The sequence below is a fragment of the Nitrosospira sp. Nsp1 genome (assembly GCF_900100985.1).
In the GTDB taxonomy this organism is placed as follows: Bacteria; Pseudomonadota; Gammaproteobacteria; order Burkholderiales; family Nitrosomonadaceae; genus Nitrosospira.
This window is the reverse complement of the sequence record NZ_FMUF01000012.1, coordinates 32,113-53,955: the sequence shown is the minus strand read 5'-3', so window position 1 is coordinate 53,955 and position 21,843 is coordinate 32,113. Positions and strand designations below refer to the sequence as shown.

Here is a 21,843-nt window from a genome sequence, read left to right as displayed (position 1 = left end):
AAAACCATTAACCCGGATGTTTTATAAATTCGCGTGATGATTGCGCAGGATTTTGTTTTGTAGGGAGATTTTGTGAAAGAGTGGCGTAGTTATTCATACGCCCGACTGAACGAAATTTTCATACGAAACAAAAGACCAGCAAGGGCGCGCGTCAATTTATGAAACATGCGGGTTAACAATGGTTTATCCGTATTGGTTGCCCATCTTCGGCTCATCTTAACGTTTGATCATTCGGTTTATGCTCGTCACCTGTCTTCCCTTCGTCCGCATCAGGAAGTTTCATTCGCTTAAACGCCGATCCCATGTACGGAGCAACAGCTACGCGAACGCATCATAGTCCTGTTCATCGTAAGCAACGATACTCGCTGAGAAACATTGAACATGGACAGGATTGGAACCGGCTTTAGCCAGAAGATGTACTATTGAACATAAGCAGAATTCGTGCCAAATTTTTAAAGGCACTGTTTCCGGGCATGAGAGGGTTTTTGCAGGAGGACGGGAATATCTATTGTAAAATTTACCGATAAGCAGCCAGGCTAACGTGAAGATGGTGTCCTCGTGCAAGTTGGCCGTCCAGGCCGGTAACCTTCCAGAAGAGGAGACCCTTTTCCCTGTTTGGAATAGCAAGAAAATCAGTATAAACCGAAAAAAAAATAATTGTAATCTCGTCCAGGCGAATATCGGACTCTCGCTCATCCTCATCCGCCAGTAAAGCGTACGATATACTACCCATCGAATAAATTCCGGACCGGTCCATGCTGCACAACATAACTGTATTTCTGGCACACTGGGCAATAATTGCGATCTCGCTATGGCTAACGAGCTTTCTCTTTCACGGCATTTCGTTTACAAGTAAAAAATCCCTGCTTATATCGGCGCTGTTGCTAGGTTTTGCCAATGCCGTCATCAGACCCGCCGTCATCGTTTTAACGATTCCATTGACGCTGATCACATTTGGTTTTTTTTTGCTGGTCATCAATGCCCTCATGATGCTTCTGGTATCGGCGCTCGTTCCTGGGTTCAAGATTTCCGGCTTTTGGACGGCATTTTTTGCCAGCATCGTGGTAACGATCATTAGCTTATTCGCAGGTATGCTTATTTTCCCATCAGAAGATACTCTGCTCAATGTTCCCGCCGGCCCCGTACCTCAAGGCATAATGATCTGAGACTGCGGAAGGTGAGTGGATGAGTATGTGGCAGGCTGCTAGGCTTCCGCCTCCATCCCGCCAACGTTCAACAACACCGACAATTTTTCGGCATCGGCACTGGACTCGAATGGCAGCACGCCCAAAAGTGGGCAACCCAACCGCTGCTTCAAGGCGGATACATTCTCATCGAATACGGTCATCTGGGGATCGATCCGGTTCGCGATCCATCCCGCGAGCGGCAACCCGGTCGCGCGCACAGCCTGGGCGGTCAGCAGCGCATGGTTAAGGCAGCCAAGTTGCATCCCTACCACCAGAATCACCGGCAAACCCAATGCTTTCGCCATGTCAGCGCTGTCTTGATGGTCATTGAGCGGCACGAGAAAACCGCCGATGCCCTCGACAATCACTACATCGGCAATTTTTCCCAGTTCCAGGCAGGCCTGATAAATGATATCGATGTCGATTTCGATGCCCGCCCGAGCCGCCGCGATATGCGGTGCAATCGGCGGGATTAATGCATAAGGATTTATCTGCTCACGCGGGGCGGTCACATTGCTTGCGGCTGCGAGTAATTCCACATCCATCCATTTACCGTTCTCGCAACCCGCCGCTACCGGCTTCATGCCTATAACAGTGTGGCCCTGCTCCGCAAAAGCATGCAGCAATGCGCAACTGACCAGGGTTTTGCCTACACCCGTACCGGTACCGGTAATGAAATAACCTCGTGACATAAGAAGTCGCCGCTCATGCAAGGCCGAGTTGTCGTCTGAGCTCAGGCGTCACGATGGTTGTCCGCGGCTGGGGTTTCCAGGCATGGCCATAAATCACTTCAAAGGTCGCCGGTAATTTTCCTTCTTTCCGCAGAGTCTCGTACTGGCTTATCGCTTTTTGCCATGCGTCTTTCCCGGTTAAACCCCGCCGCCTTCCCTGGGTGACATTGTGGGCGCCGATGGCTTTGAGATCGCGCATGACGCCGACCACGTCATCATAGGTAAGCGTAATATATTCCATATCCATAACCGGCGTAGCGAAACCGTTATGTACCAGCATGTCGCCGATATCGTGCATGTCCGTGAAGCGATTGACATGACTGTAATCATCGATGTGGCGAAATGCCTGGCGCAACTCTTTCAATGTATCCGGCCCGAAAGTGCTGAACATGAACAAGCCGCCGGTTTGCAGGACCCGACGCACCTCGGCAAATGTCTGTTTGAGGTCATTGCACCATTGCAGCGCCAAATTGGACCACACGAGACCTGCACATGAATCCGCCAATGGTATCTGCTCCATGTCGCCCACTATATAGCTGGCCTGATGCCCACGCTTGTCGCCAACAGCTCCCAACAATTGCCGCCACCAGGGTACCGCGGGTCGGGCCTGAAAATGCATTGCCGACGCAATGTCGATCGCCAGCTGGCGGGCCGCCGGATAACGCATGAGCAACTCGCGCGTGCCGTAGCCGGTGCCGCTGCCGGCATCGAGGATGACGTCGGGCTTGTATTTAATGTATGCGAGACGCGCCAGCATACGATCGCAGATTTCACGCTGCAACACCGCTGCCTGGTCGTAATGCGGCGCTGCCCGCCCAAAAGCCTTGCGCATCTGGCGCTTATCGATGGTATGGTCGTAGTTCACTTGGTTTTCAATGCGTACCGGCTACCGGATAAGCCAGCCGAAGCATGCCGGCTACAAATTGCTCGGGATAAGATAAAAACGGCGCATGGCCGCAACCTGGCAACATGATCAGTTCTGAATTTTGCAACTGCCGGTTCATCCACCTCGCCGCGTCAGGATGTGTGATGACATCATTCTCGCCATGAAAAAGTAAAACCGGCTGCGTGATATTCCTGATCCTGTCACGCAGATCGCTCGATAACAGAATCTGTAATCCCGCCTCCAACGCAGTGTCATCCGGTTTATCGCGTTCGAACAAGCTCTTGCGCAACTGCGCCAATGCTGATGCTGTACCGCTGCCGCCACCGCTGATCTGCAACGTCAGAAATCTTTTCATGGTAACGGAATAGTCCCGCTTCAAATTTTCCGTGAATAATTGCAAGGTAGCGGCCTCCATCCCCCATTGCCAGTCTTTACGTCTGACAAAGCAGGGAGTGGTCGAAATCAACGCAAGTTTTCTGACACGTAATGGTGCTCGCAATGCAAGTTCGATGGCTACCTGTCCGCCTAGCGACCATCCGCAAACAATAAAGCTTGCGGGCAAAACATCCGCGAGTATCTCAGCCATGCCTTCAAGCGTATCACTTTGCGAAGCCGATACACGAGCCGGACTGGCGTTCCGGCTGAAACCGTGCCCCGGCAAATCTACCAGATGCAAACGGAAATGCTGTGCCAGATGATCGGATACATCCCGCCACATACCGCTGTGCATGGCCCATCCGTGCAGCAGAACGATATCGGGACCCGACCCGATAGATTCAATGTGAAGATTCATCGGTTATGGAATCCACCATTGAACCCAGGGCCATCGGGAATCGTTATTCGGTGCTTCACGACTCGCTATCCAGTTCTCTTAGCGCTGTCCCCAACCGTGTAACATCTTCCATATTGTGCGTAGCGGACAATGAAATCCGCAGCCGGGCCGCGCCTTGCGGAACGGTAGGCGGACGAATTGCCGGCACCAGAATTCCTCTGTCGCGTAATGCCTCGCTGATCCGCAGGGCTGTTTCGCTTTCGCCTATGAGCAGGGGCTGGATGGCAGTATCCGACGGCAATGGTTTCCAGCGTAACGATTGCATTTCCCGTTTGAGCGCTGCGGTGAGTTGCACCAGGTTCTCGCGCCGCCACTCTTCCCGCTCGATCAACTCCAGGCTGGTGAGCAAGGCGTGGGACAATAACGGAGGAGCCGCGGTAGTATAGATGTAACTTCGCGCATACTGAACCAGGGTTTCGACAACCTCCGCTTCTGCGGCGACGAAAGCGCCGGATACGCCTGCCGCCTTGCCGAGAGTCGCCATATAGATAATGCGTGGCGAACGGATATTGAAGTGTGCCGACACTCCCCTCCCCTGCGGACCCAGCACGCCAAACCCGTGTGCGTCGTCGAGCAACAACCAGGCGTTGTATTTTTCGCACAACGCCAACAGACTGGCCACCGGGGCAATATCTCCATCCATGCTGAACACCGCATCGGTCAGCACAAGCTTAAGTTTTGCCTGAGATGCCGCGAGTCGGCGTTCCAGCACAGCCATATCAAGGTGCGGATAGCGGATAAACTTCGCACGAGAGAGCAACGCGGCATCGTTGAGCGAAGCATGATTGAGCTTGTCGGCAAATATCGCATCGCCACGTCCCGCCAATGCTGTGATCACCCCTGCATTTGCCATATATCCGGTGGAGAACAGCAATGCCCGGGGGAAGCCCGTGAAGCGCGCCAGCACTTCCTCCAGCGCTTGGTGTGCCGAGAAATGCCCACTGATCAGGTGGGAAGCACCTGCGCCGACGCCATATTTCCGGGCCCCTTCGCAGACCGCTGCAATCAAATGCGGGTGATTGGCGAGGCCGAGGTAATCATTGCTGCAAAACGAGAGATATTCTCGTCCCTCCACGCCGACCTGCGTGTTTTGCGGGCCCTCCAGCGTCAGGCGGCGACGGTACAGCTTCTCCCTCTCCCGGCTGCGTAGTTGTTCGCGCAGGTGTTCAGCGAGGTCGTTGCGCATCTGGATGGCTTCGCAGCTAAGGGTTCGGGGATCTGCCAGTTTTGCGGATGGGGGAACGCTATATCGCGCTCAGCCCCAGTTTGTCAAATAACGCCTTGTCGCGATCGGCTTCCGGGTTGCCGGTAGTGAGTAATTTGTCGCCATAGAAAATCGAGTTGGCGCCGGCAAGAAAGCACAGCGCCTGCACCGCATCCGACATCTCCTGTCTACCGGCGGATAGCCTTACCATTGCTTTAGGCATGGTAATACGCGCAGCCGCGATCGTGCGCACGAATTCCAGGGGATCGAGCGCCACAGTGCCATGGAGAGGTGTGCCTTCCACTTGCACCAGATGGTTAATGGGAACGGATTCCGGATAGGGATCGAGATTGGCCAGTTGAGCGATCAGACCAGCGCGGGCATGGCGCGATTCACCCATGCCGACGATACCGCCACAGCATACATTTATGCCCGCACCGCGGACTTTCTGCAAAGTGTCCAGCCTGTCTTCGTAATGACGGGTTGTGATGATTTCCCCATAGAATTCCGGCGCTGTGTCGAGGTTATGGTTATAGTAATCCAGTCCGGCTTGCCTGAGCTGCTCTGCCTGCCCCGGCTTCAGCATGCCCAGCGTGGCACAGGTTTCAAGCCCCAGTGCTTTGACGGCGCTAACCATTTCCGTCATCTTCTCGATATCTCGCTGCTTGGGCCCGCGCCATGCGGCACCCATGCAAAAGCGGGACGCGCCCTGCGCTTTCGCCGCCGCTGCCGTTGCCACCACCTCGTCAAGTCCCAGCATTTCCTGATTCTCGACATCCGTATGGTAGCGCGCTGCCTGGGGGCAATAACCGCAGTCTTCGGGGCAACCGCCAGTCTTGACCGAAATCAATGTCGAGAGCTGTACCGCGTTGGCATCGTGATGTTGACGGTGAACCAACTGAGCGCGATGAATCAAATCGTTGAAAGGTAAATCCAGCAATGCCTCGATCCGGGCAATATCCCATCGCGGGGATTCGGCTGCCGTGCCGGCAACGAAATTACCAGCAGTGTTATTCCCGCATCGTTCCAGATCAGCGGCTATGTCGGAAGTAAGCTGGCTCATACCACATCCTTATCACGTTATATTTTCGTAAGCGATCGTCCGACCCACTTAGCAATGAACGAAGGAGCGGAAGCACCGGCAAGCGCCGAACCACTCCCATCATTCAGAATGACCTGTATCATTACGGATTGCGGCATTCTTGTCAATTTCTTGATACAAATTTTTGGACAATAGATTAAATATTGTGCAGACGTTATTCCAGAATAATTGCCTGCTTTGCGGCGCCAGCGCCAAGGGCGACTTGGGCGACTTTTGTGCATCTTGCCGGGACAGTTTGCCTCATTCGCCACCCCAGCATTGTGTCGTATGTGCATTACCCTTGATGGAATCTCGTATTTGCGGTGCCTGCCTCGCGAATCCGCCGGCATTCGACCATAGCGTGGCGGCGATGAGTTATGCTTTTCCGGTGGATGCACTTTTACATTCGCTAAAATACCAGGCGAACCTTGCCATGGCTTCCGTGCTGGCCGATTTGCTGACAGCGCGGATTGATCCTGATGCACTACCGGATTTCATCGTACCGATGCCGCTGCATCCCGCCAGATTGCGCGAGAGAGGCTTCAATCAGGCACTCGAAATTGCACGGGGCGTATCGAGAAAATTGGGCGTTGCGTTACTGCCAGGTATCTGCCGACGCATCAAAGATACGCCCTCCCAGACCGGGCTGCCATGGAAAGAACGTGAAAAAAATATTCGTAACGCATTCTCATGCGAGGCTGATCTCAGAGGCAAGCACGTTGCCATGCTGGACGATGTCATGACTACCGGCGCCACATTGAATGAACTGGCAAAAGCACTGCGCAAGAGCGGGGCTGCGCATGTCAGTGGATGGGTGGTGGCAAGAACGCTTTCCAGCCACGATAAAATTTCATGATTCCCGAACCGGAATGATCGACGTAATCCTGTACCAGCCCGAAATCCCGCCCAACACCGGCAATATTATCCGGCTGTGCGCCAATACAGGTTCGAAGCTGCATCTCATCCAGCCCCTGGGCTTTACCCTGGAAGATAAGCAGTTATTGCGCGCCGGACTGGACTACCATGAGTTTGCCAGCATAACGGTTCATGCAAGCTGGAAAGCGTGCGCGGAGCAACTGCAGGGCCGCCGCTTTTTTGCTGCCTCTACCAAGGGAAAACAGCGCTATGACCTGGCTTCGTTTGAGAGCGGAGATGCATTTCTTTTCGGTGCGGAGAGCCGCGGACTGCCGGCTGAAATACTGGAGAGCTTCCCCGAACGACACCGCATCCGCGTTCCCATGATGTCCGGCAGCCGCAGTCTCAATTTGTCCAATACGGTTGCGATAGTCGTCTATGAAGTCTGGCGCCAGATGGGTTTCGAGAAAGCCAAATAAAACCTGGGTCAAGGAGGGGGAGGGCTTCCGCCAACCCTTGCCGGCTCAATAATTTTCGGTCTTCGGCTCGCGGTTGAGCAGCGCTTCCACCGCCTCTCTTGCCGGCACGCCATCATGAAGTATGCTGCATACCGCTTTCGTGATCGGCATCTCAATTTTCAATTCCTGACTGAGCCGCAATACTTCCCCCGCTGTATGAACTCCCTCGGCAGTATGTCCTAATTCCCGCAGTATTGCCGGTAACGGGCGGCCCGCTGCAAGCGCGAGGCCCACTCGCCGGTTGCGCGACAGATCGCCGGTGCAGGTCAGGATCAGGTCACCCAGGCCGGTCAACCCCATAAACGTTTCCATGCGACCGCCGAGTTTCAGGCCCAGGCGGGCAATCTCCGCCAGACCTCGCGTAATCAACGCTGCCCGGGCATTGTAGCCAAGGGCGAGGCCGTCGCAGATTCCTGCGGCAATCGATATCACGTTCTTGACTGCCCCACCCGTTTCCACGCCAACGATATCGCTGCATGAATAAACGCGCAACCTCGCGGTGTGCAATTGGGCCGCGATCCGCCGTGAAAACTCCACATCATGAGATGCCAAAGTCAAGGCGGCGGGAAGCCTCTGCGCGACTTCCTGCGCAAAACTGGGACCTGACAATACGCCGCACGGCGCTATACCACCGTATTCTTCCTCCGCAACCTGATGAGGAAGCTTTGCGGATCGGGCCTCGAATCCCTTGCACCCCCATACGACCGGCACGGGCTTTCCACAGGCGGCGATTCCACGTAGCGTCCCGCGCAGCCCGGAAACCGGAACGACGATCAGGGCGAGTTCCGCCGCTTCAACGGCTACATCGAGAGCTGACGTCAACCGCAGAGAATCGGGCAAGGAAAAAGCGGGGAAATAACGTCTGTTGACACGCTCGGAAGCAAGCTCGGCAACATGCTGCGGATCCCTGGACCATAGAGTCACTTGGTGAGCGGAGTTGGAATTCGTACTGAGACTGATCGCCAGGGAGGTTCCCCAGGCGCCCGCGCCCAAAACGGCTATTCTCATGAACCCCAGACCTGGTTTGCTCTGACGTAACCGTTCTGGCCATCGCGATGGCGCACCCTGACCCAACCGTTGGCTGCCGACTCGAGCCATTCCATGATAACGCCTTGCTGTGCCTGGAATACAAGCGGTGAACTCGCATTCGCAGCCTGATACACCTCTGCGAGGGGGACAGTAACGATGACATGGCGTTTTTCGCTCAATGCTTTTGCTTCTACCCAGGCAAGGGTACCTTCGCTATCGCGAATCTTGACCCAGCCTTCGACTTTCACCACGGCCTCTACCGGCAGATCACGGCTGGCAGCGTATAGCTTGACGGCCTTGAGTGAGGGTGCGTCGTACATGATGACAGCATCATCGTTTATCGAGAAAAACTCAAACGCCGCAATGGCGGATGCCGGAAATGCCAGCACGACAATGCATAGTTGCGCCAGAACCCGCTTCAGCAGGACCATTCTCAATAATCCGGCACACGCATATTTCATATCTAATGCGTTATTTTTTGTGTTTCTTCCGCCTTTTCCACCTTCTCTGCCGTTGCCGAGTTCTGCTCGGCCTGCTGTTTACCCTGATAGTAAAGCGCTTCAAAATTGACGGGGCTTAGAATCACGGCGTGAAATCCGGCACGGGTAACAATGTCGGAAACCACTTCACGCAAGTAAGGGAAAAGAATATTAGGACACGCAATGCCCAGCACGGCGTCCATTTCACCTTCGGGCACATGGCGAATCTGAAAAATGCCCGCTTGCTGCACCTCCACCAGAAACATCGTCTTCTCTTTGACTTTCGCGGTGGCGGTTATCGTCAGCAATACTTCATACATACCTTCATCGATGCGCTCACTCTTGGTATGCAATTGAATGTTGACCTCGGGCGTTTCGCGATCAAGAAAAATCCGTGGCGCGTTAGGTATCTCGAGGGACAAGTCCCTGACGTAGATTTTTTCAATGCTGAAAACCGGCTGCTGCGGGTCGCTCATATGGAGTCCATGGGATAATCAAAAGGATAATCAAAAAAATAATCGAAAATATCTGTTAGCGTAAGGCATGCTCGCCGCAGGGATACAGATTCAAGAACCTTGAGCCGGCCTCGGATTCAACCGCGCATGACAGAAATTTGCCTCGGCCGAGAATCCCGCGAGAATGCGTTCAACCAATTGAATTGACCGGGGCTCGGACGCTCACTTTACCAAGGCTCAGTTCACTTTATTTTTCTATCGCGCCACTCAGGCTGCAAGAAGCTTTACCAACCCATCAGTGCGGTCAAGCTTCGCGAGGTCATCGTATCCACCTACATGAGTGTCGCCTATGTAAATTTGCGGGACGGTACGGCGTCCCGTTTTTTCCATCATCTCGGCACGCCGTGCAGGGTCCTGATCGATACGAATTTTTTCTATTTCCGTCACCCCTCGGGCACGCAACATTCGCTCCGCCATTATGCAGTACGGACAAAAAGCCGTGGAATACATGACTACCCTCGTCATTGGCTCCCCTTTATTTTTTTACTACCGGTAAGTTTGCCTGCCGCCATGCATCGATGCCGCCCGTAAGGTTATATACGTGCGTAAAACCATTGCTGCGCAGGATAGAACGAGATTTGCCCGACGAATTCGTCCCGGTGCGATGTATCAATACAATCGGCTTGTCCTTGAATTTTTCAAGCTCCGAGAGGCGCTGCTCAAGTTTATCCGAAGGAATATGCTTTGAATTGGGTAAATGGCCCGCTTCGTATTCACTACCTTCGCGCACGTCCAACGCCAGCCCGTCCTTGTAATTGATCATTTGAACCGCTACCAGCGTCTCCACCTCGCCGCCGGAGCGGCGCGTCAGAATTGGCCACAACAGCATGCCGCCGCTTGCAAGAGCAGCCACGATAAGTGCAATATTGTTTTGCAAGAATGACACGTCCATACTCCTTGATATACTTGACCGTGGATTTTATCAGAGACGGGAACATTGAGGAATTCTCTTGTTCCGTGAATAAAGAAGTGTACGCTCCCATGACTGCTCGGCGCAGAGGCCGGCAGGACGATCAAGGTATGGGCGCAACGCATTGGTAAATAGGGTACAGGGTGGCAGTTTATCTCGTCCTGGAAAACCACTGGCATTCAAGGTATTCAGGCTTGAACCCCTCTCCCATGCTGCGGCCGTGCCCGAAATACATTAAAATACTATAGCATTTCAAACCGCTTTGCGGAAAATCTCATCCTTTCTATAAACAAATATGAAAAAACTCATTCTCCTGCGGCATGGAGAAAGCACGTGGAATAAAGAGAACCGGTTCACTGGCTGGACCGATGTGGACTTGTCTCCAAAAGGTGTGGAAGAAGCTCAAAATTCCGGACGCTTGCTGCGGGAAGGCGGATTTACGTTCGATATTGCGTATACTTCGGTATTGAAACGTTCGATTCGCACCTTGTGGATCGTGCTGGACGAACTGGATCAGATGTGGATTCCCGTTAACTTGACGTGGCGGTTGAACGAGCGTCATTACGGCGCACTGCAAGGCTTGAACAAACTTGAGACGGCGCTCAAGTATGGCGAGGAGCAGGTGCAGATCTGGCGGCGCAGCTACAACGTCCGGCCACCCGCGCTCACCCCGGAGGATGAACGCTACCCCGGCTTCGATCCCCGCTATCGTAATTTGGAGAGAGAAGACATTCCGCTGACAGAATGCCTGCAGGATACCGTCGCAAGGTTTCTCCCCTACTGGAACGAAACCATCGCACCCCAGGTCCAGTCCGGTCAGCGCATACTCATCGCCGCTCATGGCAATTCGCTACGGGCGCTGGTCATGTATCTCGACAATCTTTCCGAGCAGGATGTCATGGAACTCAACATCCCTACCGGCGTTCCGCTGGTGTACGAGCTTGAGGAAGATCTGAAACCTATCCGAAGCTATTATCTCGGCGATCAGGCAGCGATCGAACAAGCAATGCAGGTTGTAGCAAATCAGGGAAAAATATCACCTTAGCCATGAGTTCTACTCATCCATTTCATTTGTACGTACGATAGTCTTCATCGTAGCTTGACAGTTTCCCAAGGTAAATCTGTATCGCTCCCGTGGCGTATGGTTTCTTCGGTAAGATACGTTTGAAAATTTCATTCCTGCGCGGCATCAATATACGGTTGAGTGTGATTTGCAAGCTGATTCTGGCTGGGGCACTGATACTGCCGCATTCGCTCCATGCAGCTCCCAGAGTCGAAAAGGAAGAGCTGAAGCAACTGCGCAGCCGAATTGAAAGCTTACAGGAAGAACTGGCGGATACGGAGGAGTCGAAATCAGGTGCGGCCGGTGCACTGCGTGAAGCGGAGCAGGCAATCAGCGCCGCCAATCGCAAGTTGATGACGCTTGCGCGGGAGCAACATGAAGCCAATGGAAAACTAAGCCAATTAAAAGCGCAGTCCGGGCTGGTCGCGGGGGATATCCAGGCGCAACAGTTGCAATTGGGCAAATTGCTTTATCGGCAATATCTGGATGGGGGTAGTAAAAAAGAGTATCTGGGCCTCTTGCTCAATCAGCATGACCCTAATGAAATTGCCCGTGATCTGCATTACTACGGCTATCTCTCCCGCGCACGCATGGAGGAAATAGATGCGCTCCGCGCAAATCTCCAACGGCTTGATACGCTCGCCAGCCAAAGCCGCGAAAAAACCGTGGAAATAACCGCGATCCAGGCTAAGCAGGCCGAGCATAAAAAACACCTTGAGAAAAAAAAAGCCGAGCGCGCAGAACTGCTCGCACAGATTTCGCTTCAGGCCGATCAGCAGCGGCTTGAAATCAGCAAGCTCAAGCGCGACGAAGATCGCCTCGCCCGTCTGGTAGACAAAATCGCTAAAATGCTCGCGCGAAAAAAACAGAGCTCCCCGCGCGGTTCCGGTTCCAGTTCCCTTAGCAACGAAAGATTACCCGACGCTTCTACACACGGAAACCCGTTCTCGTCGTTGAAAGGCCGCTTAAGTTTGCCGGTACGCGGGGAACTTGCGAACCGCTTCGGTAGTCCACGTGCTGATGGGGGTATTACGTGGAAAGGATTATTCATCCGTTCGGCTATGGGTGGAGAGGTGAAAGCCATTGCCGGTGGGCGCGTCGTATTTGCCGACTGGCTGAGAGGATTCGGCAATCTGATGATTGTAGATCACGGCGGCAGCTACATGAGCCTCTACGGCAATAACGAAACCGTGCATAAAAAGGTAGGGGATTCCGTTCGCGGAGGAGATACGATCGCTACGGTGGGAAACAGCGGTGGTAACCCCGAATCCGGTTTATACTTTGAATTGCGCCATCAAGGCAAACCGTTTGACCCTTTGAACTGGGTCAGAATAAAATGAGTGACGACACTGCGTGGACAAATCTGGAGAATGTTTAATGGGTAACAAGATGCGGCACTTTGGCTTGATCATCTTTGGCGTGATCACCGGCGTGATGCTGAGCCTCAATTTTTCTGCCAATGCCGACAAGGAAACCCAGGGGGTGCTGCATCCTCTTCCAATCGAAGAGCTCCGCGCATTCACTGAAGTATTCGGTCGCATCAAGAGTGATTACGTCGAACCGGTAGAAGACAGGAAACTTATCACGGAGGCGATCAACGGAATGTTGACCGGCCTGGATCCGCATTCAGCCTATCTGGATATGGACGCCTTCAAGGAACTGCAAATCGGTACGCAGGGTGAGTTTGGCGGACTGGGCATCGAAGTCAGCATGGAAGACGGATTCGTAAAGGTCATTTCGCCAATCGAAGACACGCCGGCGTTTCGGGCAGGCATCAAACCGGGTGACCTCATCATCAAGCTGGACGATACCGCAGTCAAAGGCCTCTCGCTTACCGATGCCATCAAGCGTATGCGGGGCAAACCCAACACTTCGATCACCCTCACCGTGCTGCGGAAGGGTGAGACCAAACCGATGGTGTTCACGCTGGTACGGGCAGTCATCAAGATACAGAGCGTCAAGTCGAAACTGATTGAACCGGGTTATGCATACATACGCATCACGCAATTTCAGGAGCAAACGGGCGAAAACCTGACCAAGGCCATCGATAAATTGTTCAAGGAGAGTACTGTGCCGATGAAGGGGCTGGTACTGGACCTGCGCAACGATCCCGGGGGACTGCTGAACGGCGCCGTAGCGGTGTCTGCCGCCTTCCTGCCGGCCAATTCGCTGGTGGTGTATACCGATGGCCGTACTGAAGATGCCAAGATGAAGCTCAAGGCCAGCCCCGAATTCTACCTGCGCGATACAAAAAGCGACTATCTGAAGCGGCTGCCGGCGGCGATCAAGACGGTGCCCATGATTACCCTGGTAAATGGCGGCTCGGCCTCTGCTTCGGAGATTGTCGCGGGCGCGCTTCAGGATCACAAACGGTCCGTCGTGATGGGCACGCAAACATTCGGAAAAGGGTCGGTGCAAACCATCCTGCCGTTGGGTAACAACACAGCCATAAAGCTCACCACCGCGCGTTACTACACGCCTAATGGACAATCTATCCAGGCCAAGGGGATTACACCCGACATCCTCGACGAATCCGCGAAAGATGAATTTGAACGTTTGCGTGAAGCCGACCTGGACCGCCACCTGTCCAATGGAAAGCCACAAGACGCCAAACCTGCGACAGAAGCGATAAAGGTTGCACCTAAGCCCGAGGCCAAGATAATCAAACCGGAAAATGGAGAAGAAAAAAACAAGAAACAGGAGCCCCCAGCGGAATTTGGCTCCAGTGGCGACCTGTTGCTGACCCAGGCGATGAATTATTTCAAGGATAGTCTGGTGAACAAGAATTCGGCAAAAGTAACGAATTGATTCAATGATGACTGCAGCGAAGCGGAGGAATTAGAGGAGCTATAGGTAATTCCTCCGTAGATCGCATTACTGGCGATGGAAAGCTTGCTCAGGTCATATGGAGCAAGCCGGCTGTAAAGCGATTGTTGCTCGGCGCAGTACGCTTTGCTTATTGCAACACCCTACGTTAGATACTGACCGGCAGTCTCGGGTCTGGCAAAGAATCGGATGCCTGGCTCCCCATGAGCGATAGATGTCATGTCGATACGAGCTATCTTTATAGCTCAGCCAGCCCTGCCCTACTGCACACGTGCTTATGCTTACTCTGAGTGGGGCATTAACAGGCAAGCGCATTGCACCGTATGAGAATTACCTCCCCGATAATGCCGACACCATGCCAGCGGGCGATGGGCACATGTTGTCCTATAAGCCGCTTGCAGCCCATCTCTGCCGGCAGCAATAGATCTTGCTGATCTCTTGCTCAAGTGCCTCAACAATTGCGCGCCGCTGCGACCAATGAATGACGATCAACTGTTGCGCTACAGCCGCCACATTCTATTGCCGCAAATCGGCATACAAGGACAGGAAGCTTTAATTCGGTCACATGTACTTATTATCGGTGCAGGCGGACTGGGTTCGCCTGCGGCGATGTACCTCGCTGCAAGTGGTGTCGGCAGACTTACCATTTGCGATAGTGACGAAGTCGACCTGACCAATCTCCAGCGCCAGATCATTCACGGTACGAGCCGCATCGGGATGAGCAAGACAAATTCCGCCAAAAAGACACTGGCCGGAATCAATCCCGAAGTCAATGTGATTACGCTGAACGAGCGCATGGATGAAGAGAAATTGTTGGAAGTCGTTACGAGTGCCGATGTCGTGGTAGATGCGAGCGATAATTTTTCCACCCGGCTCGCCATCAACCAAGCCTGTATCATTCGTAAAAAACCGCTTGTATCGGGTGCGGCAGTGCGCTTCGATGGACAAGTCGCCGTATTCGACCTACGCCAGGAGCACAGCCCCTGTTATCAATGCCTGTTTCCCGGAACCGGCGAAAACGAGGATATGCGTTGCGCCATTATGGGTGTGTTCGCGCCACTGGTAGGTATTATTGGTTGTGTGCAAGCAGCGGAGACGCTAAAAATCCTGCTGAATATCGGCGAAACGCTGAACGGCCGTTTGCTGCGGCTCGGTGGTTTGACGATGGAATGGCGTTCGGTCAAACTGAATAAGGATCCGGCGTGCACGGCATGCGGTACAACTGAGCCGGTTATGATCGAATAGCCACTCGGCATTATCACAAGACTTCTCATCCGATTGTCAAATCGTTTGAGCCCGGTGAAAACTGGAAATGGTGCGACGTCGATGGGCTTTTCATGCCTTCTTGGCGGAGCATGATTCTGTCATGCGATCCCGATTTCCACGAGTACGCTTTTCTGCGGTAATCTGCTCGAAGCTGCGGTTCCGGGTTTCACCCAAGCGGGCAGGAGAACATCATCTGGCTAACGCGTTGCATGCTTCACCTGATTCAGCCCGGCACACGCGGTGTCGCAGTTCTCCTTTGCCAACACTTCAATCATTGGCGGGAGCAGCATGTCTGAACGCTTCACTTGAGAATATTGCCCTTCGTTGCGCTTCCCAATACTCCATCGGGTCCCGTTTGAAGCCGCTTTTGGCAAATTGATGCCAACGGCCCGCAATGTAGCACATCAGCATGTTTGCCTGGGCGGATATGTCCGAATCGGACGCGATTTCACGCTCACCGGCTGCGAAGCGCAGCGCCTGTTTCAGCGTCGCCTCCAACCGGTCGTGCAATTGATTGATGCGTGTTTGCAGGCGATCATTTTCATTGATCAGCGCATCGCCGATCAATACTCGCGTCATACCGGGGTTCTTTTTCGCAAAACCAAGCAGTAGCGCTAAAATTCCTTCTACTTGCTTAACACCGCTTGACTCTTCCGTTGTCAACTTATTGATAAGGCTGAACAGTGTTTTCTCGATAAACTCGATCAAACCATCATACATCTGCGCCTTACTGGCGAAATGACGATAAAGTGCGGCCTCGGAAACATGCAGGTTGGCAGCCAGCGCCGCTGTAGTGATTTTCCCCGCACGGGGCTCTTCCAGCATCCCCGCCAGAACCTGCAGGATTTGATCTTTTCTCTCGCCGGGCTTGGCTGCCATGTATTCCTCGATTCGATAACTCTGTCATTCAAATTCTTATAAGCCTGTGTCGAACCAGGGCGGTTCAGGCGTGAATATTCACGAAATAAGTCGGAAAATATCGTAAGCAGCGAAAATAACGACATCTGGTCAATGGAGCCGGAATCGAGTTCGGGCACCGCCGCGGATCTCCGGTGAAGATCCGCCTATCCACTTAGCTCGCCTTTATAAGCGTACCCACACCCTCATCCGTCATCACCTCAAGCAGTAATCCGTGCTCTACCCGCCCATCAATAATGTGACAGGATTTGACGCCGTTTTTCACTGCATCCAGTGCAGAACCGATTTTTGGTATCATGCCGCCGGAGATGGTTCCGTCGGCAAATAATTCATCCACTCTCTGCGCAGTCAATCCGGTTAACAGGTTACCATTCTTGTCCAGCACACCGGGAGTATTAGTAAGCAGTATCAGCTTCTCGGCATTTAAAACTCTCGCCAGCTCTCCCGCAACCAGATCGGCATTGATATTGTAGGATTCTCCATTCTTGCCCACGCCGACAGGGGCGATTACCGGAATAAAATCGCGTGTTTCCAATAGCTCGATCAGAGCAGGGTTTATGCTTTCAATCTCCCCAACCTGGCCGATATCGAGCCATCCGCCCGCTTTCTCACTGTCCTGCATAAGCATTTTTTTTGCGCGGATGAAGCTACCGTCTTTACCGGTCAAACCAACTGCAAGACCTCCATGCTGGTTGATAAGGTTGACGATTTCCTTATTGATCAGTCCCAGCACCATTTCCACCACATCCATCGTTTCGGCATCGGTCACGCGCATTCCCTGGATAAACGCGCCCTGCTTGCCCACCCGCTTCAGCATATCGTTGATCTGTGGTCCGCCGCCGTGAACGATTACTGGGTTCATTCCCACAAGCTTCAGCAGCACGACGTCGCGGGCGAAGCCTTGTTTGAGATGCTCCTCGATCATGGCATTACCGCCATATTTAATGACAATCGTTTTACCGTGAAAACGCCGAATATAAGGCAAGGCCTCGGCCAGGATTTTCGCTTTATCTTTTGCAGCAGTTTGGGATGATGACATGGCTCTTCTCGGTGGCGTGGCTCTCGATAACTTTACGAGTATTTTTCAGGTTGAGTATTTTAACCCGGATGTTTCATAAATTCGCGCGATGATTGCGCAGGATTTTGTTTCGTAGGGAGATTTCGTGAAAGAGTGGCGTAGTTATTCATACGCCCGACTGAACGAAATTTTCATACGAAACAAAAGACCAGCGAGGGCGCGCGTCAATTTATGAAACATCCGGGTTAGTATCAGAGCGTTGAGAAAAGAAGGAATTCATCTTCGCCGCTCTATCACAGCTCAAACTTTATGGAAGCATTGGTTATAGCAGGCTATCCTCTGGATATGCTGCGCTGATCCATTAAGCGGTAATCAGATGAACCATTTCTGATATTGCCGATCTCGCAGTCATGCACAGCCAAGGAAACCACCAGATGGAGAAATTATCCTGAATGGGCAGTTGTGGCTCATTAGTCAACTCATTTGTCAACTAAGCGCTATGACCAAAAGGATTTCTTCGTACCCCTTTCGTACCCCGTGAGCTTCACCTTTTTTTATGAGCTCACCCTCCCCACTACGTCCAATTGCCGGGTTTAGGATTATCCGTGACAACGGCACAAATCGCGACTTCTCAGCGAAAGCAGTCGCTTCCTTCGGTATCAGGTTCAGGTTATTAATGGGAGGATGGCGAGAGCAGATACTTACCCTCCTGCACAGCCATATCGGGGAGTCAAGAATTTGACGTTATGCCTCGCACAGTATCTATAGGAATTGCGTGATTATCGTGCTGATCTTCGTCATATTGTTTCCCTCACGTGTACCGGCTTCTCGTCGAACCAGCGGTACAACGTGGGCAATACAACGAGTGTCAGCAAAGTGGAAGTGATCAGGCCGCCGATCACCACGACGGCCAGCGGACGTTGCACTTCGGAACCGGGGCCGGTGGCAAAAAGAAATGGCACCAGACCCAACATGGCAACGGTGGCCGTCATCAGCACCGGGCGAAAGCGCTGCTCGCAGCCCTTGATGATCGCGTCGGCCACGCTTGCCCCTTCATCACGCAACTTCCGGACATAAGAAATCAGCACTACTCCGTTCAGTACGGCGATGCCCCATAAGGCAATAAAACCTACTGAGGCTGGAACCGAAAGATATTCGCCCGTGACGAAAAGTCCGATGACCCCCCCGATGGAAGCAAATGGCAGTACCAGTATGATGAGTCCCGCAAGCTTGACTGAATTGAACAGCACGAACAGCAGGAAGAAAATTGCCGCGATCGTAAGCGGGACTATTACCGAGAGCGTCGCCATGGCACGTTCCATATTCTCGAACTGTCCACCCCAGACGAAGTAATAACCGGTGGGAAGCTTGACCTCCTGGGCGACACGCTCCTGAATTTCTGCAACGAAACCGCCGAGATCGCGTTCGTGTACGTTAGCGCCAACCACCACACGACGTTTGGCATATTCACGGGAAACCAGTGCCGGGCCGTCAACAACCCGGATGTCCGCCACTGCGCTTAGCGGTACAAGAGCGCCGCGTCCCATAGCCCCATCCGGTCCCGCATTTGCGGCTGGACGTAGCAAAAGATCGCGAATCGCCTCTACATCGTTACGGAATCGCTCAGGGAAGCGCAGGAGGAGGGCAATGCGTCGCTCGCCCTCAAATACGGTAGTAACCGCTTTGCCACCGATAGCTGTTGCGATCAACTCGTTTACATCAGCAACGTTGAGACCGTGGCGGGCAATCGCGCGACGATCGATATCAATAGTGAGCGATTGCTGGCCGGATAAACGCTCGATCCGGATATCACGTGCACCGCGCACGGACTTGAGGATACGGGCCACCTGCTCGGACAACTTGCGCAACTCTTCCAGATCGTCGCCGAAGATCTTGATCGCGACCTCCGAGCGCACCCCGGTGACCATTTCATCCACCCGCTGTGCGATAGGCTGAGACAACACGATAGATACACCGGGAAGCACGTCCAGAACCTTGCGGATGTCCTCCTCTACCTCACTTTGCGTGCGACCTGATTCGGGGTCCAGTGTTGCAATAGGATCGGACTCGTTCTGCGACGCAGGATCCGCAGGTGATTCGCCACGACCCAGCTTGGATACCACGGTCTTGACCCCTGGCACTGCGGCGATCATTCTCATCGCTTCCGATTCCATCTCGATGGCTTCATCCAGCGAAATCGATGGGACGCGGATAATAACGGGCGTAATCGAACCTTCCTGCATGGTTGGAATGAAAGATTTGCCCAAGAATGGAAACAGGAGAAAAGACAGTCCAAGCAAACCCAAGGCTATGAGGATGGTAATTTTCTCGTTAGCCAGCGCCGAGTTGAGCAGCCGCCGATATCCGGATTTGAGCAAAGCGATAATTCTGGTATCGTTATCGGCGCCACCCTTTAGAACATAGGCGCAAAGAACCGGTGACAGCGTCAGCGAGACAACCAGCGAAACTGCCAGCGCAATGGCAATAGTGAAGGCGAGCGGGCTGAAAGTTTTCCCCTCCATTCCTTGCAGCGCCATCAGCGGCAGGAACACGAGAATAATGATGGAGATGCCGAAGATCACCGGCGTCCCCACCTCGACCACAGCGTCAATAATAGTTTGCAGCTTCGATTCGGGCGTCTCGTCGGCATGACCCAGACGATGATAGACATTTTCCACCACCACTACCGTGGAATCCACCATCAACCCAATGGCAATAGCCAACCCGCCAAGCGACATCAGGTTAGCGGAGATCTCCTGCTGGTTCATCACCATAAAGGTAATCAGCGGCGTAATGACAAGGGTCGCAACCACGATCAGGCTGGAGCGCACATCACCTAGAAAGATGAACAATATCACTACCACAAGCAGAATGCCTTCGATCAGGACTTTGCTCACCGTCCACAGCGCCGCATTGACGAGATCAGTCCGATCATAGAATGGCACAATCTGGAGTCCACCCGGAAGCAGACCGCGCTCATTGATCTCAGCAACCTTCTCCTTTACCCGCCCGACGATTTCCTTGGCGTTCCCGCCGCGCAACATCATCACAATACCACCTACCGCCTCGGTATAGCCCCCCTTGATCATGGCGCCTTGACGAACCTCGGCGCCAAATTCTACCCGGGCGACGTCACGCACAAACACGGGTATACCGTCCCGCTCCTTAACAACAATGTTTCTGATGTCATCCAGCGTCTGGATCAGGCCGACGCCGCGGATCAGGTATTGTTCGGCACGTAATGGCAAGATGTTGCCGCTGGCATTGGCATTGTTGCTCGCGATGGCCCGGTCGACTTGCGCCAGCGTCAGATCGTAATGACGTAACCGGTCGGGATTGACCAGCACATGATATTGCTTGACAAAGCCTCCCATGGAATTGATCTCCGCCACGCCCGGCACTGCGCGTAGCAGCGGACGAACCACCCAATCCTGAATGGTGCGGCGTTCGGTCAATTCTTCCGGCGTAAGCGCACGCTTATCATCGTCAGGATGAATAAGATTGTATTGGTAGACCTCGCCGAGACCCGTCGTGACGGGCCCGAGCATCGGTGTAATGCCGGGCGGCATTTTGCCGGCTACCCCGAGTAACCGTTCCATCACTAACTGGCGTGCGAAATAAACATCGGTCTCGTCGGTAAACACCAGAGTAATAAGAGAGAGTCCGCTTTTATTTAACGAACGCATTTCCACAAGGCCCGGCAAGCCGGTCATCGCGATTTCCACCGGTACCGTCACCAATCGCTCTATCTCCTCCGGGCTGCGGCCAACCGCCTCGGTGGCAACCTGTACCTGTACATTGGTCACGTCCGGGAACGCATCGACCGATAATTTCGTGGAGGCGCGAACGCCTGCACCAATCAGAGCCAGCGCAACCACCACCACGATCAGGCGTTGTTTGAGCATGGCACGAACGATTAAAGAAAGCATTGTTTATTCCAATCCGGCGAGCTTAGGCCCGTTGTTTAAATGAAGCGCAGCACCCGCGACGGTTTTCTGTTCGATGGTGAGTCATTCCCAGTTTGATGCATCTATTAGCATTGTTCTGATCCAGAAACGACCGCATATTTTACTGATTGAGTGTTTCCAGCATTCAATTCGTGGAGTTGGTTTAGCTATGCATTACTCTGTCTCCCCTTATTTTTCACAACGCTATCCGATTTAGGAGGTTTTTCCCATTTCTCGGTCAAGCCGAGTACGCCCCGTGGTCTTTACGGGTCACCTCTACTTTGTGCTATTGCCCAGGGCTACGCCGTCTGTCGTGCCAGGCGTGCATAACGCCCAAGACTGCAGGCAAACACGTGGACAGAGCATAAGCCTTGAAGTCTCCAGCCCACTCCATACGTATCACAGATGGCCCATTTCAGAGTGAAGATGTTGCCTTCGATTCTGATGCGGAAACGCTTGAGCGTCTTGCAAAGCCAGTCGCTCCCACTCATCTCTGCTACTGTCATACCGCGCTTCCTGGGTAACCCTACCGCCTTGACGCCGCTCTCGCGAACTGCTTCTCGCCTTCTTTGCGGCAT

The 21,843-nt window shown here is 53.3% G+C and carries 22 protein-coding genes; 7 read left to right on the top strand and 15 right to left on the bottom strand.

Features of this window, described 5'->3' with window-relative positions; translation table 11 throughout:
* Nucleotides 1-517: 517 nt before the first annotated feature.
* Nucleotides 518-733, bottom strand: a complete 216-nt coding sequence (locus BLP78_RS09195) for a hypothetical protein (protein WP_090458611.1) — start codon at nucleotides 731-733, stop codon at nucleotides 518-520.
* Nucleotides 734-755: 22 nt separating this feature from the next.
* Here BLP78_RS09195 and BLP78_RS09190 point away from each other — a divergent pair, with 22 nt between their 5' ends.
* Nucleotides 756-1,166 (top strand): phage holin family protein, encoded by a 411-nt coding sequence (locus tag BLP78_RS09190; RefSeq protein ID WP_090458609.1) that lies wholly within the window; start codon nucleotides 756-758, stop codon nucleotides 1,164-1,166.
* 38 nt (nucleotides 1,167-1,204) lie between these two features.
* Here the strand turns inward: BLP78_RS09190 and bioD are convergent, their stop codons facing one another.
* From bioD to bioB, 5 genes are read right to left on the bottom strand one after another with little or no spacing between them, the layout of a single operon-like run.
* On the bottom strand, nucleotides 1,205-1,879 hold the full coding sequence (bioD, locus tag BLP78_RS09185) for a dethiobiotin synthase (protein WP_090458608.1): 675 nt from the start codon (nucleotides 1,877-1,879) through the stop codon (nucleotides 1,205-1,207).
* A gap of 13 nt (nucleotides 1,880-1,892) precedes the next feature.
* Nucleotides 1,893-2,783, bottom strand: coding sequence for a malonyl-ACP O-methyltransferase BioC (bioC, locus tag BLP78_RS09180; protein WP_090458606.1), 891 nt, complete (start codon nucleotides 2,781-2,783; stop codon nucleotides 1,893-1,895).
* 7 nt (nucleotides 2,784-2,790) lie between these two features.
* Nucleotides 2,791-3,597, bottom strand: a complete 807-nt coding sequence (bioH, locus tag BLP78_RS09175) for a pimeloyl-ACP methyl ester esterase BioH (protein WP_090458605.1) — start codon at nucleotides 3,595-3,597, stop codon at nucleotides 2,791-2,793.
* Nucleotides 3,598-3,652: 55 nt separating this feature from the next.
* On the bottom strand, nucleotides 3,653-4,822 hold the full coding sequence (gene bioF, locus BLP78_RS09170) for an 8-amino-7-oxononanoate synthase (protein ID WP_090458603.1): 1,170 nt from the start codon (nucleotides 4,820-4,822) through the stop codon (nucleotides 3,653-3,655).
* A 58-nt stretch (nucleotides 4,823-4,880) separates the two neighbouring features.
* Nucleotides 4,881-5,903, bottom strand: coding sequence for a biotin synthase BioB (gene bioB, locus BLP78_RS09165; protein WP_090458602.1), 1,023 nt, complete (start codon nucleotides 5,901-5,903; stop codon nucleotides 4,881-4,883).
* A gap of 163 nt (nucleotides 5,904-6,066) precedes the next feature.
* Here bioB and BLP78_RS09160 point away from each other — a divergent pair, with 163 nt between their 5' ends.
* Together BLP78_RS09160 and trmL are read left to right on the top strand one after the other, a co-directional pair.
* Nucleotides 6,067-6,777 carry a ComF family protein gene (locus BLP78_RS09160; RefSeq protein WP_256330189.1) on the top strand — a complete coding sequence of 237 codons (711 nt, stop codon included), beginning with the start codon at nucleotides 6,067-6,069 and terminating at the stop codon, nucleotides 6,775-6,777.
* Between the two features lie 13 nt (nucleotides 6,778-6,790).
* Nucleotides 6,791-7,255 (top strand): tRNA (uridine(34)/cytosine(34)/5-carboxymethylaminomethyluridine(34)-2'-O)-methyltransferase TrmL, encoded by a 465-nt coding sequence (trmL, locus tag BLP78_RS09155; protein WP_090458600.1) that lies wholly within the window; start codon nucleotides 6,791-6,793, stop codon nucleotides 7,253-7,255.
* A 45-nt stretch (nucleotides 7,256-7,300) separates the two neighbouring features.
* Here the strand turns inward: trmL and BLP78_RS09150 are convergent, their stop codons facing one another.
* The 5 genes from BLP78_RS09150 to BLP78_RS09130 all read right to left on the bottom strand — a co-directional run bounded on the left by BLP78_RS09150 (nucleotide 7,301) and on the right by BLP78_RS09130 (nucleotide 10,209).
* Nucleotides 7,301-8,302, bottom strand: coding sequence for an NAD(P)H-dependent glycerol-3-phosphate dehydrogenase (locus tag BLP78_RS09150; RefSeq protein WP_090458598.1), 1,002 nt, complete (start codon nucleotides 8,300-8,302; stop codon nucleotides 7,301-7,303).
* Nucleotides 8,299-8,784 (bottom strand): SH3 domain-containing protein, encoded by a 486-nt coding sequence (locus tag BLP78_RS09145; protein WP_090458597.1) that lies wholly within the window; start codon nucleotides 8,782-8,784, stop codon nucleotides 8,299-8,301. The genes BLP78_RS09150 and BLP78_RS09145 overlap by 4 nt, the downstream gene beginning before the upstream one ends.
* Nucleotides 8,785-8,786: 2 nt before the next feature.
* Nucleotides 8,787-9,278, bottom strand: a complete 492-nt coding sequence (gene secB / locus BLP78_RS09140; protein ID WP_090458595.1) for a protein-export chaperone SecB — start codon at nucleotides 9,276-9,278, stop codon at nucleotides 8,787-8,789.
* A 246-nt stretch (nucleotides 9,279-9,524) separates the two neighbouring features.
* Nucleotides 9,525-9,782 (bottom strand): glutaredoxin 3, encoded by a 258-nt coding sequence (gene grxC, locus BLP78_RS09135; RefSeq protein WP_025041995.1) that lies wholly within the window; start codon nucleotides 9,780-9,782, stop codon nucleotides 9,525-9,527.
* A gap of 10 nt (nucleotides 9,783-9,792) precedes the next feature.
* A complete protein-coding gene (locus BLP78_RS09130) occupies nucleotides 9,793-10,209 on the bottom strand; it encodes a rhodanese-like domain-containing protein (RefSeq protein WP_176752828.1) in 417 nt (138 codons plus the stop codon).
* Between the two features lie 313 nt (nucleotides 10,210-10,522).
* Between BLP78_RS09130 and gpmA the strand changes: the two genes are divergently transcribed.
* From gpmA to BLP78_RS09110, 4 genes are all read left to right on the top strand, one after another.
* Complete coding sequence (gene gpmA / locus BLP78_RS09125) at nucleotides 10,523-11,272, top strand: 2,3-diphosphoglycerate-dependent phosphoglycerate mutase (protein ID WP_090458594.1); 750 nt, start codon at nucleotides 10,523-10,525, stop codon at nucleotides 11,270-11,272.
* A gap of 119 nt (nucleotides 11,273-11,391) precedes the next feature.
* On the top strand, nucleotides 11,392-12,630 hold the full coding sequence (locus tag BLP78_RS09120; protein WP_256330188.1) for a murein hydrolase activator EnvC family protein: 1,239 nt from the start codon (nucleotides 11,392-11,394) through the stop codon (nucleotides 12,628-12,630).
* 37 nt (nucleotides 12,631-12,667) lie between these two features.
* Nucleotides 12,668-14,098 (top strand): S41 family peptidase, encoded by a 1,431-nt coding sequence (locus BLP78_RS09115; protein WP_090458592.1) that lies wholly within the window; start codon nucleotides 12,668-12,670, stop codon nucleotides 14,096-14,098.
* A gap of 495 nt (nucleotides 14,099-14,593) precedes the next feature.
* Nucleotides 14,594-15,361 carry a HesA/MoeB/ThiF family protein gene (locus BLP78_RS09110; RefSeq protein WP_090458591.1) on the top strand — a complete coding sequence of 256 codons (768 nt, stop codon included), beginning with the start codon at nucleotides 14,594-14,596 and terminating at the stop codon, nucleotides 15,359-15,361.
* A gap of 288 nt (nucleotides 15,362-15,649) precedes the next feature.
* Here the strand turns inward: BLP78_RS09110 and slmA are convergent, their stop codons facing one another.
* The 4 genes from slmA to BLP78_RS15285 all read right to left on the bottom strand — a co-directional run bounded on the left by slmA (nucleotide 15,650) and on the right by BLP78_RS15285 (nucleotide 21,771).
* Nucleotides 15,650-16,261: a nucleoid occlusion factor SlmA gene (gene slmA, locus BLP78_RS09105; protein ID WP_090458589.1), complete on the bottom strand. Its 612-nt coding sequence runs from the start codon at nucleotides 16,259-16,261 to the stop codon at nucleotides 15,650-15,652.
* 193 nt (nucleotides 16,262-16,454) lie between these two features.
* The gene (argB, locus tag BLP78_RS09100; RefSeq protein ID WP_025042005.1) at nucleotides 16,455-17,339 is read right to left on the bottom strand and encodes an acetylglutamate kinase; all 885 of its coding nucleotides are present in this window, start codon (nucleotides 17,337-17,339) and stop codon (nucleotides 16,455-16,457) included.
* 776 nt (nucleotides 17,340-18,115) lie between these two features.
* A complete protein-coding gene (locus tag BLP78_RS09095) occupies nucleotides 18,116-21,247 on the bottom strand; it encodes an efflux RND transporter permease subunit (protein WP_090458587.1) in 3,132 nt (1,043 codons plus the stop codon).
* A 317-nt stretch (nucleotides 21,248-21,564) separates the two neighbouring features.
* A complete protein-coding gene (locus tag BLP78_RS15285) occupies nucleotides 21,565-21,771 on the bottom strand; it encodes a hypothetical protein (protein WP_143002931.1) in 207 nt (68 codons plus the stop codon).
* Nucleotides 21,772-21,843: the final 72 nt, after the last annotated feature.